This window comes from Streptomyces sp. NBC_01267 (assembly GCF_036241575.1).
Taxonomy (GTDB): Bacteria; Actinomycetota; Actinomycetes; order Streptomycetales; family Streptomycetaceae; genus Streptomyces.
Genome location: NZ_CP108457.1, coordinates 1 through 13,837, shown reverse-complemented (window position 1 = coordinate 13,837; position 13,837 = coordinate 1). Strand labels below are relative to the sequence as shown.

The 13,837-nt window shown below is 68.7% G+C and carries 14 protein-coding genes and 1 pseudogene; 6 read left to right on the top strand and 9 right to left on the bottom strand.

The features are described from left to right. Positions 1 to 27: 27 nt before the first annotated feature. The gene (locus OG709_RS35670; RefSeq protein ID WP_329169389.1) at positions 28 to 2,709 is read right to left on the bottom strand and encodes an ATP/GTP-binding protein; all 2,682 of its coding nucleotides are present in this window, start codon (positions 2,707 to 2,709) and stop codon (positions 28 to 30) included. 186 nt (positions 2,710 to 2,895) lie between these two features. Between OG709_RS35670 and OG709_RS35665 the strand changes: the two genes are divergently transcribed. Further along, on the top strand, positions 2,896 to 3,177 hold the full coding sequence (locus OG709_RS35665) for a hypothetical protein (protein WP_329169387.1): 282 nt from the start codon (positions 2,896 to 2,898) through the stop codon (positions 3,175 to 3,177). Here OG709_RS35665 and OG709_RS35660 read toward each other — a convergent pair. Next, the gene (locus OG709_RS35660; protein ID WP_329169386.1) at positions 3,141 to 4,943 is read right to left on the bottom strand and encodes a zeta toxin family protein; all 1,803 of its coding nucleotides are present in this window, start codon (positions 4,941 to 4,943) and stop codon (positions 3,141 to 3,143) included. The two genes, OG709_RS35665 and OG709_RS35660, sit on opposite strands and share 37 nt — an antisense overlap. 190 nt (positions 4,944 to 5,133) lie before the next feature. On the opposite strand from OG709_RS35660, the pseudogene OG709_RS35655 reads away from it, so the two are divergent. Beyond that, positions 5,134 to 5,397 (top strand): annotated as a pseudogene (locus tag OG709_RS35655) (helix-turn-helix transcriptional regulator); the annotation flags it as partial. A gap of 42 nt (positions 5,398 to 5,439) precedes the next feature. Next, positions 5,440 to 6,000, top strand: a complete 561-nt coding sequence (tpg, locus tag OG709_RS35650; protein ID WP_329169384.1) for a telomere-protecting terminal protein Tpg — start codon at positions 5,440 to 5,442, stop codon at positions 5,998 to 6,000. Positions 6,001 to 6,110: 110 nt separating this feature from the next. Here the strand turns inward: tpg and OG709_RS35645 are convergent, their stop codons facing one another. Beyond that, on the bottom strand, positions 6,111 to 7,400 hold the full coding sequence (locus OG709_RS35645) for a hypothetical protein (protein ID WP_329169382.1): 1,290 nt from the start codon (positions 7,398 to 7,400) through the stop codon (positions 6,111 to 6,113). A 1,213-nt stretch (positions 7,401 to 8,613) separates the two neighbouring features. Between OG709_RS35645 and OG709_RS35640 the strand changes: the two genes are divergently transcribed. The 3 genes from OG709_RS35640 (at position 8,614) to OG709_RS35630 (ending at position 9,627) form a co-directional block, all read left to right on the top strand. Continuing rightward, a complete protein-coding gene (locus OG709_RS35640) occupies positions 8,614 to 9,009 on the top strand; it encodes a hypothetical protein (RefSeq protein WP_329169380.1) in 396 nt (131 codons plus the stop codon). Between the two features lie 140 nt (positions 9,010 to 9,149). Further along, on the top strand, positions 9,150 to 9,380 hold the full coding sequence (locus tag OG709_RS35635; protein WP_329169379.1) for a hypothetical protein: 231 nt from the start codon (positions 9,150 to 9,152) through the stop codon (positions 9,378 to 9,380). Beyond that, a complete protein-coding gene (locus tag OG709_RS35630) occupies positions 9,370 to 9,627 on the top strand; it encodes a hypothetical protein (RefSeq protein WP_329169377.1) in 258 nt (85 codons plus the stop codon). The genes OG709_RS35635 and OG709_RS35630 overlap by 11 nt, the downstream gene beginning before the upstream one ends. Positions 9,628 to 9,880: 253 nt before the next feature. On the opposite strand, the gene OG709_RS35625 is transcribed toward OG709_RS35630, so the two are convergent. The 6 genes from OG709_RS35625 to OG709_RS35600 form a co-directional block, all read right to left on the bottom strand. Continuing rightward, complete coding sequence (locus OG709_RS35625; RefSeq protein WP_329156314.1) at positions 9,881 to 10,273, bottom strand: hypothetical protein; 393 nt, start codon at positions 10,271 to 10,273, stop codon at positions 9,881 to 9,883. A gap of 27 nt (positions 10,274 to 10,300) precedes the next feature. After that, positions 10,301 to 10,489, bottom strand: a complete 189-nt coding sequence (locus OG709_RS35620) for a hypothetical protein (RefSeq protein WP_329156312.1) — start codon at positions 10,487 to 10,489, stop codon at positions 10,301 to 10,303. A gap of 28 nt (positions 10,490 to 10,517) precedes the next feature. Continuing rightward, positions 10,518 to 10,865: a hypothetical protein gene (locus tag OG709_RS35615; protein ID WP_329156311.1), complete on the bottom strand. Its 348-nt coding sequence runs from the start codon at positions 10,863 to 10,865 to the stop codon at positions 10,518 to 10,520. Positions 10,866 to 10,893: 28 nt separating this feature from the next. After that, positions 10,894 to 11,376 carry a hypothetical protein gene (locus OG709_RS35610; protein WP_329156310.1) on the bottom strand — a complete coding sequence of 161 codons (483 nt, stop codon included), beginning with the start codon at positions 11,374 to 11,376 and terminating at the stop codon, positions 10,894 to 10,896. A gap of 345 nt (positions 11,377 to 11,721) precedes the next feature. Beyond that, positions 11,722 to 12,168: a helix-turn-helix domain-containing protein gene (locus OG709_RS35605; RefSeq protein ID WP_329169375.1), complete on the bottom strand. Its 447-nt coding sequence runs from the start codon at positions 12,166 to 12,168 to the stop codon at positions 11,722 to 11,724. Continuing rightward, a complete protein-coding gene (locus OG709_RS35600; protein ID WP_329169374.1) occupies positions 12,165 to 12,866 on the bottom strand; it encodes a hypothetical protein in 702 nt (233 codons plus the stop codon). The genes OG709_RS35605 and OG709_RS35600 overlap by 4 nt, the downstream gene beginning before the upstream one ends. Between the last annotated feature and the right edge of the window lie 971 nt (positions 12,867 to 13,837).

Sequence of the window (13,837 nt, the reverse complement as noted above, 5' to 3'; positions counted from 1 at the left end):
CGGTTGTTCCGGTGGGGCCGTTGTGTGTCACCGGGGGGCGTGGTGTTCGCGCCGGGCGGTGACAAGGTGCCGCCACCGCCTGCGGGTGGGTTGTTCTCCGTCGAGCCACCGCGCTGGTGAGGGACCGTCGAGGGGGAGTCCGGCCATGAAGCGGGCGATGTCGGCGTAGTAGGCGTAGTCGCCGTTTCGGGTGAGGTCGCGCAGCCGGGAGATCGTCGCGGACACAACGTCGTCGGCGCCGACGACAGCGTGGTGGAAGCACATCGCCAGTTCGAGGGTGACCTGCGTGGGGAGGAGACCGGCGACGCTGCTCTCGGTACGCAGTGCCTCGGCGCGGGTTTCGAGCTCGCTGCTGTCGGTTCCGGCATCGCGTGCGAGGGATGCGATCTGGGTCGTGAGTGTGGTGGCGCGCAGGTCGAGTCCGGACAGCAGCTGCTGGGCGAGGTCGAGCTCGTCGTCGGCCCGGCCGGGGTGGCTGAAGGCGAGGACGAAGGCGCGCTGCGCCTGGGATGTGGCCCGTTCGCCGGCGACGCCGTGCTGCTCGGCCTCGGTCCGTGCCGCCTCGTACGCGCCGGCCGCGCGGTCCATGTCGCCCTGAACCCACCACACGTCCCCGAGGACGCGGTGGTGGCGGCCGGGCCAGCCGAGTGTTTCTGCGGTGGCCAGGGCGGTGGGGAAGTCTCCGGCGAGGCGGGCGAGGTGGGCGAGGCCGCGGCGCGCGGCGGGGGCGAGGCGGCCGCCGCCAGCGGCCACGAGCTGCATCCCGTGTCGGGAGTCGTCGCTGCGGCCCAGATCTCGTTGTGCTTTGGCCAGGTAGTAGACGGCCATCTCGTGGAGTTCTGTGGGGAGCAGGCCGGTGGCGATGACCGCGTTGAGGCGGTCGGCGGTGTGTTCCCGGTGTTCGTGCTGGCGGCGGGCGAGCGTGCTGAGCGTCTCGACCAGGGCGTCGGCAGCCGTCTCCGGCGTGGTCGTGGTCCGGTGCCGAGGGGCGGGCGGGGCGAGGGGCTCCCACACGGAGTCGCTGACGTAGGTCCAGGCGGCGTCGGCGAGCCAGCCGAGGTCGAGGCGGAAGTCGCGGGCGAGGGCGAGGCCCTGGCGCAGGCAGCCCACCAGCAGCATCCGGTTCCGTCCGGTGTGTGCCTGCCACTGTTCGCCGAGGGCGGCCAGGGCCCGCTTCGCGGCCTGCTCCCAGTCGTGCGGCGACCAGCGGTCGTCGGCCTGGTCGTCGGCGCCGCGGACGGTGGAGCGGATCAGGCCGTGCAGGTGGTACGGCCACAGTCCGAAGGGGCTCTCCCGGACGAAGGGCCGCTCGATGAGCCGCAGGGCGGGCGCCTCGTGGGCCAGGCCGGCGGTGGCGGTGGCCAGGGTGAGGTCGAAGGCATCGAGCAGGCTGACCGAGCGCAGGACGTGGCGTTCGTCGGCGGTGAGGTCGGAGAGGGTACGGGCGATCAGTGCCGGGAAGTCGTGGTCGAAGTCGGCCGGGGCCGGGGTGTGCCCGGTGCGGCGGAGTTCCAGGAACCGCATGGCCGACAGGTCGAGGTAGAGGGGCAGCCCGTGGGAGCGGTCGGTGATGACCTGGCGGATCTCCTCGTCGATGAGGGGCTGTCCGTCGCGGGTGAGCCGGCGCACGAGGTGGTCGTCGCAGTCCTCGGGGGAGAAGTCGCCGACGAGGACCTGCCGCCCGCGGCCCCGGTCCGGCCGGGCGGTGCGGGCGGCCGGGACGGCGGCGGGAGAGACCAGGCCGGGCCATGCGGTGGGGCCGGTGTAGTCGAGCTGCCCCTGCAGAGCGGGGTCGGCCCATTGCAGGCGTGAGCGGCCGGTGACGATGAAGAACGCGTTGGGCATCAGCCAGACCACACGCTGGATGAGGCGCTCCAGGTCGCGGTGGGTGCGGTCCCCCACGTCCTCGAAGGTGTCCAGCAGGATCACCGGCAGGACCTTCTTGGCTGCGGGCAGCTGGGCGAGTTCCCAGGCCAGCAGGTGCGGGTAGAAGGACAGCGCCTCCAGGTCGGCCTCGGCTTCCAGCAGGTCCGACAGGCGCGCGCATCCGGCCAGCGCTCGGACGGTCTGCCGGTGCTCACGCAGCGCCCGCGCCAGGGAGCCGGTGATCTGGCCGATCGCGGAGCCGACGGTCCCCGGCAGAAGCAGCGTCTGGGCGACGTCGGCGAGGGCGGACTGGATCTGCTGCGGCAGCGCCTCGCCGAACCGGGCGGCCAGGCCACCGCGGCGCAGGTACTCCTCCAGGCTTTCGCCGGGGTGCTGGTGCTCCCAGTAGCGGCGCAGCGCGATGTCGAAGGCGGGCAGCGGGCGTCCCAGTTCGGCGAGCGCGGCGCGGATCGTGAGCACGATGTGCTCGAAATCGGTGCCGGCGGAGCGGGCCAGGTCGATGCGTACGGGCAGGATCCGTTCACCGGACCAGGCGGGTTCGTCCCACTGGGCGGGCCGCTGGCTGCCGCCGGTGAGCGCCGTTTCCAGCTTGCGGGACAGTGTTGTCTTACCGATCCCGCCGACTCCGTGGAACACCATGATGTTGTTCCGCGGGCACTGGAGGTCCTCGACGTCGAACCCGGCGTCGGTGACGTGCCGCAGATGCCCGGTCAGCGCGGCTGCGACCAGCTCCCACTGCAGCTGCCGGTTGGTGAACGCCTCCGCGCTCGCCAGACCGCGGTCGTTCGTGCTGAACAGTGCCCGCAGATCCCTACCCGCCACATCAACCCCCGAAAGATGATCACCTTCGCCCCAACCTATGTCCGCCCGGGGCCTCTTGGAAAAGCATCCCCCCAAGCAGCGGCGCTCACCGGCCGTCCGCGCCCCGCCAGGCTCCGCCCGGACTGTGGAGCGGGGAGGACAATGACCAACCTCCATTCAAGATCCGCATCAGAGGTGGTCAGCACCGTGTCCGACCCGTATGCAGAACCCCACGACTTCTCGCACCTTGAGGGCGGTGAAGACGAGCAGGCCGCAGACATCGTCCGGGATGTGGTGCTCTGGTACAGCACCCAGCTCGCCTCTGAGCACCGTTCGGGGGTGCCCGACGAGGAGCGGATCGAGGAACTGAAGGCGGGCCGTCAGGCCGCGCTCGCTGATCAGGCGCAGCTGGTGAACGCCGACCCGCAGGAGGCGGCCCAGATCGCCGCGGTCTACGCGGCCCGGCTCAGGGAGCTCAACGAGTCGTAGGCCGTTGCCCGGTGGGGGACGGGCAGGGGCCAGACAGTGGGGTGTGGCCGGTCGATTCGGGCTGGCTGCACCTGCGGGGGCATCAACGGGCGGGCGAGCGCAGCCATCTCCTCGAGCTCGTCCCGGTGCCGGGGCAGTGCCCGGCGCAGCCCCTGATGGAGCCTGAAAAACCCGGCCGCCTCCTGCTCGGTGTACGGGCGCAGCTGCTCCGCGGCCAGCGCCCACGATGCGCTTCCCGGGCCGCCTGCCTCGTGGCGCAGCAGGGCCTGCCCGTCGCGGCGGATCACGGTGACGGCGGCGATCTGCGGATGGTGTTCGGCGAGGGTGACGACGTCGGACAGAGCGCGGAAGCATGTGCCGTGCCCAGCCCGTGTGGTGAACCTGCCGGTGCCACCGATCTGCAGGGAGCGGGCGTAGCGCAGCGCCGTTGCCTGCAGACTGTCCGCCTCGCGTACGCCCAGGACCACGAGTTCGACCGGGTAGCCGTCGGCCGCGTACGGAAGCGCGCTGTCGAGGAACTGCTCCGCGCTGCCGGGCGCCCCCTCGATGAGGACATCACCACGGTGGCGGCGTACGTACTGCTCCGCCTGGGCGACCCAGGCGCGGTAGTCGGCCCGGATCGCGGCCCCGGCATTGCGGGGGTCATCGCGAAGCAGCTGCCGGTAGTCCGGGTGCGATGCCTTGAAGTCGTCTCCGACCAGGTGAGTGGTTCCCGGTCGCATCACGCGCCGGATCATCCTGGCGGCCCGGAGCTTCCCCGCACCGGGCTGGCCCAGTACGTACACCGCACGCGGATCGTCCCGGCGGATGATCCCGCTCAGGTACGACGGTGTGATCAGCTCCTCGAAGACCCACGCGTGCTCGGCCCTGGAGAGCCGGTGGTAGTCGACCCCGGGAGACTGACGGCAGGACTGGGCAAGACGGCGGACCGGCTCGGCGAGCGCTGCGGCCCGAGCGACGTCCCGGTGAACAGCCAACCGCTCGTCCTCAGGCAGATCACGGTGCACACGGACCTCGGCATGCGTGAGCGCACGGGTGAAGACAGCCGTCTCCCGGGCGCTCCAGGGGCGGCGCTGCTCGTGCACCACAGCTCGGTCAGCAGCGGTTCGGCGCTGCCACACGCCGTCTACGAGCTCGTTGTCGTACAGGACTGTGCCGTCGCGCCTGACCACGGTGATCCGGTCTGCCAGCTGTTCCGCTTCGACGGCCGCCAGCGTCACCGGCAGCTCTGCTGTACACGAGTCGAGGTTGTCCCAGGCCACGTACCGCCCGCCATCGCCGCTGGCTACCCCGGTCAAAAGACGGTCCAGGGTCCCCAGCTGGCTCCATGCCTCCGCGGTCGCGACCACGACGATCTCGATCCGGTGCCCGGACCGCCGGTACGCCGCAGACGAGACTCGGAACTCCGCGGCGTCGGCGAGAGCGGATTCGACGACCGCATCGAACCGGCACGCACGGACACGTTCTTCGACCTGAGCCTGCCAACGGCTCGTGTCTGCACGCACCCTCACACCCGCGGTGCGGATATCGGCGGCCAGGAACGCGGCGTACTCGGGGTGAACTGGCTTGTAGAGGTCGCGGCAGACCCGCACAGCCCCACCCCGGTGGTCGAGTGCCGCCTGGACCAGGTCCGCGATCTCGGTCTTGCCCGCACCGGGCTGACCGGCGACCAGGACGACGACCGGCAGCTCCTGCTCCACGGCTGCACTGGTCGCCTCCGGAAGGAGCAGGCGGTGCAGCACGTCCTGGTGTTCGCTCTCCTTCACCGGCGCTCCTGGATGGCCATGGACGTTCTCCTCATTCGTGGTCGTCGACCACCTGAATCATGTTGATCTCCAGTAGGTACGGAGAACGTAACACCGATGTGCGATCCATGCGCGATCCACACGTCATTTGTGAGTGATTCATGTAAGGTGCCGTACGGAGGTGACCCCTGTGCCCAATGACGAACACGCGATGTTCAGCGCGGTCGACGCCCTGCTGGAACAGGTCGCGCAGGCCCCCCTGCCAGACCCCGCCGAACGCAAGCGCCTACGTGAAGCAGCCGGACTGAGCCAGGACCAGATCGCGACAGCCCTCAACGCCCGGCGCGAAGCCATCGGAAACTGGGAGGCCGGACGCACCGAGCCCCGGCCGCCGAAACGCGCCGCCTACGCCCGCCTCTTGGAGGGCCTCGCCGCACGCTTCCCCACCGCGCCCGGAACCGGCACGCCCGCCATCATCGAGGGCGGCGCCAAGGCCGCCGACGACGAGGAGTAGCAGATGGTCGACAAACTTCTCGGGGACGGCCTGGACAAGGCGGTGGAGAAGGCGTTCACCCGCCCGATTCCGAAGTCGGCCGGTGCGCAGATGCGGTACCTGGTCAAGCAGTTGAAGAGCACGAAGGCCGTCGCTCGGATGCTGCGGGTGTCCCAGCGCACCGTGGAGCGGTACATGAAGAACGAGATCAAGAAACCCCGCAAGGACCTCGCCGCACGCATAGAGCGTGAAGTGAAGAAGCGCTGGCAGCCGCAGATCAGGGAGAAGGCCAAGAAGAAGGCGGCGGCCTCGGACGGCATCGTCATCTCCACCCGGGCCCGCTTCGGCTTCACCGCCGCCCCGGGGACCACCGATGACGCCCGGATCCGGCACATCACCCAGGCACTGGCCCCACGCTGGGCGGAGCGACTGTTCGAGGCCCGCGACCAGGGCGCCACCGAACAGCAACTCCTGAAGATTGCCGCGCAGGGCATCGGCGAGCACTACTTCCGCGACGACGGGCACCGCGCCCACGACCTGCTGGTGGAATTCACCGACGTGGAACAGATCGAAATCGACCTGTAGCCCGGCTACACCCGGATCCTCGACCACCGACGCTGGGGTGGGAGCCCCCGCCACCGGCGCCACACTGCGGCTGCCCACGATCTGTGGGCAGCCGCAGTGCGTACCGCTGATCAGGGGGTCCGGCCGGCGTCGGCGCCCTTCCCGGAGGGGCCCTGCTGGAGTTCGTCTTCGTGACTGCCGTCGGTGGCAGTGGCGGGGAGGCTGGTGATCGGCTCCGGGGTATCGCCAGGGGTTGTGTCATCGGAAGGAGGGACGTCGTCGGAGGCGACGGAGCGGTCGTCCAGGGTGATGGTGACCGGCTGCCCCTGCGGGGTGAGACGGGCCAGGCTGGCCTGGATCCGCTCGTACAGGGTGGCGGCCAGTTCTCGGTCGCCGTCGCCTTTCTTGGCTGTGTGTCCGACGGCGTGCAGGCTGATCAGCATGGCGATCAGGGAGCGTCCGGAAAGGGCGGCCCGGATCCGTTCGTGGCCTTCGTCGGTGACCTGCGGGGGTACACGGAAGTGTGGATGCCGTCCGGCCTGAACGGTAATGAACTCCCACACGTCGCGGTGGCAGAGCAGGTCGATGGAGGAGACCCGGGCGGCCTGTTTGAGGAGTTCGCTGTGCTCCGCGTTCACCTCGGCGGCCGCGGGCTCCCCATCGTCGGGCTGAGGACGCAGTTGCTCCAGTCCGTCTCGCAGTGAGGCGGACTCTTCCCTGAGCGCGGCGAGCTCGGCGCGGGCCTCTTGCCGGGCCGCGTCCAGCTGCTCGCGTAGTTCCCTGACCGTCTCACCCAGGTATGCCCGTACGTCGTCTCGTACGACGGTGAGTCCGTCGCCGGGCCTGGCTGCCTGCTCTGTCAGGAGGGCGGACAGCGGGGCAAGCTCTTCGGCGAGGACGTCACGAACGGCCTGCTTGATCAGCTCCACCGCCGGCAAGGCGCCCGGGGGCTCCGTGTCGCTGCTGTCGCGCTGCGCCGGGATCGTGACAGAGAGGCTAGGTGCTGCCGGAGGTTCGCTGTGCTCGGAGGCTGTTGCCACCGGGGACGGCTCCGGTGAGGTGCCGAAGAAGCCAGATGCCTCAGGGCCGGCTGCATTGCGGGCGACCGGCTGGTACGAGGGTGTGTGGGTCTCCGGGGTCACAGGCGCAGGGGCGATGCCTTCGACGGCTGTCCGTACGTCGCGCATCTCGGTCCGCAGCTCGGTGACGGCCTGGCGCACCTCCGCGTTCAGCATCTCCCCACCGGCAGACAACCGGTCCCGCGTCTCCCGGAGATTGGCGCGCATCCGTCCGAGTTCGTCGACCACGGCCCGGGTCGTGTCCTGCTGGGCGGCCTGCCCGCTCGTCTCCAGCTTCTCGACGCTCTTACCGAGTGCGTCCCGCAGATCGTTGCCCGCGTTCGTGACGGCGGTGTGCAACATCCCCAGCGTTGTGGCGAAGTCCGTATCGGTACCCCGAGCCATCGGCCCCCCTCTAATTGCATAAAGTAGTCAGACACGTTCGCTGCGTATGCTGCCCGAGTGGCCCTCACTCTGCCGAGGAATCGTGCCAACTCGGCGCAGAGTGGCGTTCATCCAGCCAACGGAAGCCGAAAATGACCGGTCAGGCGGCCGCCCAGGAAGGCGGCCCAGTGAATGGGGAGACATTTGCCGATGACCGGCCAGTACCCGACGGCCATCGACGTCGAACAACGGGGCTGCGCTGCGGGGGCCAGCCTCCAGCCGAGGGCGGCCGACGCCCAACCCTCGAGGCTGCGGGACAGCAGCTGCTCGGTGTAGGGGAAACCGGTTCCAGCGGTTACGGCCCGCACCCAGCACTTCCAGCGCATCCCGCCCCGACGAGCGCCGTGCGGCCCGCCGGGCGCCGGCCTCTGTCCACAGGCCCGGTCGGGCCTGATGATCACATGACTGATTCGGACGGGCTGGTCATCTCCTGCCAGGCCTACTTCGGCTTCGGCCCGGAAGGCACCTCACGCGCGGGTCAGGTTCGGGACACCAGTGTGGCCGTCAGCCCGTCCCACGCGGCTGCCATCCTCACCGCAGAGGAGGACGATGCGACGGATAGCAAGCTACATGACGCGGTCGCGGAGGCCATCGCGGACGCCTATTTCCGTCAGGCGGCGGCGCCCCCGGGGCCTGGAGGTGAACTTCACAGACGTGAAGTGGCTCGAAATACGGTTTTAGCAGCGCGAATTCGAGCGTGCTGTAGGCCTGTGTGACCGGCCCGCCGAGCTGCATTGCTGGACGGAGGCCAGAGCGATTGAAAAACCTTATGATCTTGGATCGGTGCTGGTCAGTTAATCCCTCGGAGATCCAGTGACCGCTCAATGCTGGCGTGGCGTGCTCGGCGGAACGGACCTTGGAGGCGTCTCCTGGCGCAGCGGCTTAGCAAGGTCACCCGCATCCACGGGACTTCATCACACCATCGTGACCAGCACACCTGCTAGATCAACTCGACTTTGAAATCGCCCTATGGCTCGGGATGTTGAGGTGATCGCAAATCATTGTCAAGACCACGTAGATGCAGCAGACTCCTTGACCGAAGGGTCTTCCGGACCCAGTATGGAATCCCGAAAGCGTCGCCATGACGGAATGGCGGTCGCATGCATCAGCTTTGACGAACGAGGAGAATTGCATGTTTTCTCAGCGGGCAAACCGTGCTGGCCGCAGGGTGGCAAAAATGCTGACTGCAGTGGCGTTTGCAGCGTCCGGGTTAGCTCTCGCCTCTGGCCCCGCACAGGCGGCAGACACCGTCTATGCGTATCCTCCCGCCGGGTGGGAAACTAGCGGCCATGCAGGGTACAAATATTCGACCAACCATGGTTGGACATGCGATGATCTGTCCGACGGTCAATCTATGTATGCCGTTTGGTATTTCAGTGGAGGGGCCAACGGGACCGAATACAGGGCAAACGCTCCGGCCCACAACGACGGCTGCAAGGACAACTTCTTCGACAAAAAACCCACTGGCGTCAGCATGTGTGTGAATATCAATAATGGACTCGATGAATGCCATTATCGGGGTCTGTAAGTCGTGTCGCGCGGACTGTTCGCACCGGCTCTTGAGGCCCTTTTCCGGCGAGCACGAGCCGGTTGGTCCATACCGGCTCCCGCGCCCCGCTCCGGCGATACCGTGGTGGCACACCCCAGAGAGAAGCCCAGGAGCCCCGGATGAGCCAGCAGCCGGCCACCGCGCCCGAACGCCAGCCCCTCGATGAGCACGCCGCCGAATCGGTCCGCGCGTACGCGGCCGACCAGCGCGCGAAGGTCGACATCCTCGCCTCGGTGCTGGAGGACATCGCCGCGAACGGCTACCCGTCCCCGGAGACCGGGGTGCCGTGGGAGACCGCCCGCGACGCGCATCTCGCCCGTCTTGCTGACGAGCAGCCCCGTGTCGCCTGAGCACGGGCCACGGCGCTCGCAGGTCATCGTGGTGGAGCCAGCGCTCACCCAGCTGTCCAAGCTCACCGCGGGCGAGACGCACCGATTGGACCGAGCGATCGTCGCGATCAGCGTTAACCCGGAGCTGGGCACCGAGGTGCCCGGCACTCTGCTGCGCGACTACGCGGACGAGATCGACGGAGTCCGCGTGATCTTCTACGTGACGGCCCTGCGGACGATCACGATCGTGTCGTACGTTGAGGCGTAGGGGCCTCCCGAGTACCCAAACAGCGCCCCGGACCGCGAAGGTCCGGGGCGCTGCTGTGTGTGCTGCCCCGGGTAGCACTTGGTGCTGCTCGGGGGTCGTGGGGTGCTGCTCGGTGGGTGGGTGGTGGTGTTCTGTGCTGCCGGAGAGCGATGACATTTCGAGGCCGGCCCCGGGCGGGACACGGGTGCTGCACGGGTAGCGGCCCCTTGCAGCAAACGGTCGTTCGTCTGCTGCAAGGGGCCGCTGCATCCGGTCAGCCGGTGGTGCCGGTGGCCCACCGCTCCAGCTCGCCCGGCGTCGTCTGCAGCAGCGTGCGGCGCCGGGTCTGGGCGGTGGCCCGGCTCTTCAGGTGCATGGCGGCCGCGAGGTCGCTATGAGAGATGGAGACGTCCCGGGCCGCGTCCTGGCGTACGGCGGCGTCCCGCACAGCCTCCAGCCGCTCCAGCAGCCCGGTGGTGCCCTCGATGACGGCCGCGAGTTCGGCGGCGCTCGCGCGGCCCGTGCGCAGCAGCGCCAGACCGTGCAGCGAGGTGGCGAGCAGCGCGGCCAGCTGCTCGCCGTCGCTGCCGAGCACGGCGACGTCCTCGGCGGCGAGCGGGACCAGGAGCTGCTCCTGGCGGTGGGTGTCAGACGCGGGGTCGGTCACCGCGGTCTCCTTCCTTGGGTGGATCGGTCAGCGGTCGGCGACGGTCCAGCCCTGGCCGGGCCGGATACGGATGATGCCGCCGGGGGTGTGCAGCTGCCCGCCGCCCGCGCCCAGGCCCAGGGCGTCGATCTGGTCCAGCAGTGCGGCGGCCTGCTCCGCGAGCTCGCGGGCCTGCGCCTGGCGGGCGCGGAGTTCTTCGGCGGTTCCGGTGAACACGGTGTCTCCCTCGTGGGTCGGGCGGGGCCTACAGCCAGCGGAAGAGGTCGCGGACCTGGGAGGCCGCGCCCGAGAGGTTGTCGGCGTCCAGGCGGGCGTCGAAGTCGAACGGGTCCTCGGTCTCGTCCATGACGTCCTCGGACGCGGCCGCCAGGACGTCGGCGAAGCGCTCGTGAACGGCCGCCTCCTTCAGCGCCTGGACGACGGTGTCGCGGTCGGCGGTGCCCCGCTTGATGGCGTCGGCGAGCAGCCCCAGCGCGGCGGCGGCCGCCGGGGCCAGGTACGCGAGCTCGCTGTCGACGGCGCCCCGGTCGGCGCTGGTCTCGATGGCGGTGATGTCGGCGGCCTTCACGATCTCCGTGGACGTGCGCTCCATGACGGGCCTCTCTCTCGGCTGGAAGGGCTCAGGCGGTGCGGCTGAGGTAGCCGGCGGCGACGTCGACGAAGGAGTCGTGGGCGACCTTCGCGGCCTCGCGGGCGGCGGTGAGGTCCTCGGTGGTGGCGTAGGCGTCGCGCAGCGCGTACGTCAGCGTGATCATCTCGTCGGCCGCGGCGCGCACCGCCGGGTCCTCGATGAGCACCCGGAGAGCGACCATCGGGCGGGTGACGGCGGACCGGGTCATGTGGCTCGCGCTGCGAAGGGTCTGGATCCGCTCGGGCCCGTCGCCCTTGAGGACAGCGTCACCGCGCACCCACATCGCCGTGCGGTGGTCGCTGGCGGCGCAGGCGAGGGCGGTGACGGCCTCCAGGCGGTCGCGGCGGATCGCCTCGCCGTGGCTCACGCGGACGGTCCGTTCGGCGGCGCGCTCCTGGAAGCGGCCGCTGACGATCGAGCCGAGCAGGGTGCCGACGATGGCGAGGGCGGCGGTGACGAGGGTGACTAACACGGTGGGTTCCTCCCCTGTATGGACTTCAATACATGTATTGAAGTCCATACAGGGGAGACGGCACAAGAGGGCCGCTCATGATTCTTTTCGCACTGCTTCTGACCTGGGCGTTTCCCGCCAGCGGGAACCGTGCGTCCGGATCTGACACTCACGACCCATGCACGAAAGCGGCGCCACGCCCCTGCCGAGAGGACGTAGCGCCGAACGAGGCAGGCGACAGGCTGTTTGGCCCCGCACCGGTGGATCTTTGTCCACCCAGACAGGGACCTTCGGTGTCAGCCTCGACACCAGGAACACGAACGGCGCTGCACCAATGAGTGCAGCGCCGCCGGGGTGAGCAGTGGGTCAGGACACGGCCTTGAGGTTCTGGCGGCGCTTGACGTCCTCGCGCTGCCGACGCTTCTCGGCGAGCTGGTCCTGGTAGTCCGTAACGGCCTGTCGGTACTGCTCCACGAACCCAGCCGAGTTCAGGCGCTGGCCCTTCGGCATCGCCTTCACCGCCGCGACCGCGTCCTCGGGGGCAAGGTAGGCGGCCAGCATCGGGTTGAGCTGGTAGACGCCGGCCCGCTGCTTCTTCACCAGCTGCGCCAAGTCCAGGTCCCGCAGAGCCGCGTTCACCGCGGCCCGGCTCAGCCCGAGCATTTGCGCGAGGGTGACCTGGTCGACCTCGATCCGCCCGCCCGGCTCGCTGTGGGCACGCATCTTCAGCAGCACGCGGTAAGCCGCGGGCAACAGGTCCAGATCGGCGACGATCCCTTCCGCGTTCACTGCGGCGAAATGCAGACCGCTCACTGTTCGGCCCCCTTCTCCTTCTGCTGCGCCCGCTCAGCGCGGCGCTCAGCACGCATCTTCGCTCGGTCCTCGCGCATCTGCTCAATCTCCTGGCGCATCCGCTCCAGCGACGGGAAGCGCACCAGGTCGGGCAGCGCCTCGTCAGACCGGATCTTCGCGATCGTCTCGTGCTGGTCGACACGGACGTACCGCGCCTCCGTGGTCTCTGTGCCCGGGATGAACTCGGCAACCCGGTAGGAGTACGGCGGGTTGAACTGGTAGACACCGCGCTTCACCCGGAACACGATCCCGTGGGACATGACCTCCTGCAGCGCCTCGTTCACCTTGGTGCGCGCAACGTCCAGGACGATCGACATCTCATCCTGAGTCAGAGGGATGCGGCCGCCGGCCTTCTGGCAGGCGATCATCAACAGGATCAGCCTCAGCGGCAGCGCCTCGCGGAAGAACTGAGCGATGACCAGGAAGAACTCCAGGCTGTCCATGGAGAAGGCGTTCGGCTCATCCGGCGGTCCGTAGAACTCCAGCGGCTTCCGCTCGCTGTCCAGCGTGAGCTTGCGGCCGGGGTAGGAGCGGGCGACGTCGTCCAGATCCTTGACGGGCCGTAGCGGCTGGTTCCAGGCGTCGGACGGATCCCCCAGCGGCAGCTTGGGCTGCGGCGCCCCGCGGGGGCTTCGGCGGCGCTGCGGCTCTGTCGACACGAGGCTGCTCTCCAAGCTGTTGATCTCTGCGACGCGAAGCAGTATGTCACCTGGGCTTGACATGGATGTCGCTTCAACACGACATGCCTTACGAGTTGTGTCCCCCCAGGGGGGACAGATCTCCCCCCTGGCCGCCGGGCGGTCCCGCCCGGGACACATCCGTCTCTCGATGTCGCCTCCAGTTGACATACGGAAGTGATTCATGTCGCGTACAGGTGACATTGAGCCGTCGATGTGCCCCCTCAGTCGAGACACATCGACGGAGATACGTCCCCTCAGCCGGTACGTATCTCGCAATCTGCGACTCTCTGACCTGCAGTTTCTTGATCTCGCCATATATGAGTGGGCTGAGGTCTCCGGCAACGACCTTCGCGGAAGCTCCTCCCTGCCGGGGACCTCAGCCCCGAACGCGGCCACCACCGACGGCAGCAGGCGCGGTCGCACCCGGATCGCCAGCCTCAACGAATTCGCGCGTTCGAGTGCCATCCATCCCAGTTCTGCTAATCACTCGCGAACGTATCCATTCACATTCCACGGCCTTTACTGGCTGAACTCTCATTCATCAAGCGAGCAGCTTTCCTCTATTCGTGTCCAACTCCATATACGAAGTATTCTGCAACCCTTTTTGCTGGTCGGGGGTGGTGCAGCTCCATTCCAGTCTTAATCTAGCTGCTATCTTTGAAGCACGCGCCCGGTTCCGCCCCCAGGCTCTCTCCGACTTCTGTTCGCTGCTTCACCCGCCCCACGACCCGTCACCACCCCTCCCCCTTGCTGTTGCTTGTGGTGTGAGCCCCGTGGGTGAGCCACGCGAACGCCCCCACCTGTTGCTGGCGCGTAGTTGGGTGGCTGGAGCGGAGCGGAGGCCGCCAGGCAGGGCGAAGCCCGGCCCGCAGGGCGCAACGCGCCCTGCTTTCCCTGCTGTTGTCCCTGGAGCGAAGCGGAAGGGGCTTCCCGGCGAAGCCGGGTGCGGT

Excerpts from the sequence above, each read along its gene's own strand:
- OG709_RS35615 (WP_329156311.1), bottom strand. The coding sequence starts at position 10,865 with ATGGAGCGCACGTCCACGGAGATCGTGAAGGCCGCCGACATCACCGCC.
- OG709_RS35645 (WP_329169382.1), bottom strand. The coding sequence starts at position 7,400 with ATGTTGCACACCGCCGTCACGAACGCGGGCAACGATCTGCGGGACGCA.
- OG709_RS35640 (WP_329169380.1), top strand. The coding sequence starts at position 8,614 with ATGTTTTCTCAGCGGGCAAACCGTGCTGGCCGCAGGGTGGCAAAAATG.
- tpg (WP_329169384.1), top strand. The coding sequence starts at position 5,440 with ATGGTCGACAAACTTCTCGGGGACGGCCTGGACAAGGCGGTGGAGAAG.
- OG709_RS35635 (WP_329169379.1), top strand. The coding sequence starts at position 9,150 with ATGAGCCAGCAGCCGGCCACCGCGCCCGAACGCCAGCCCCTCGATGAG.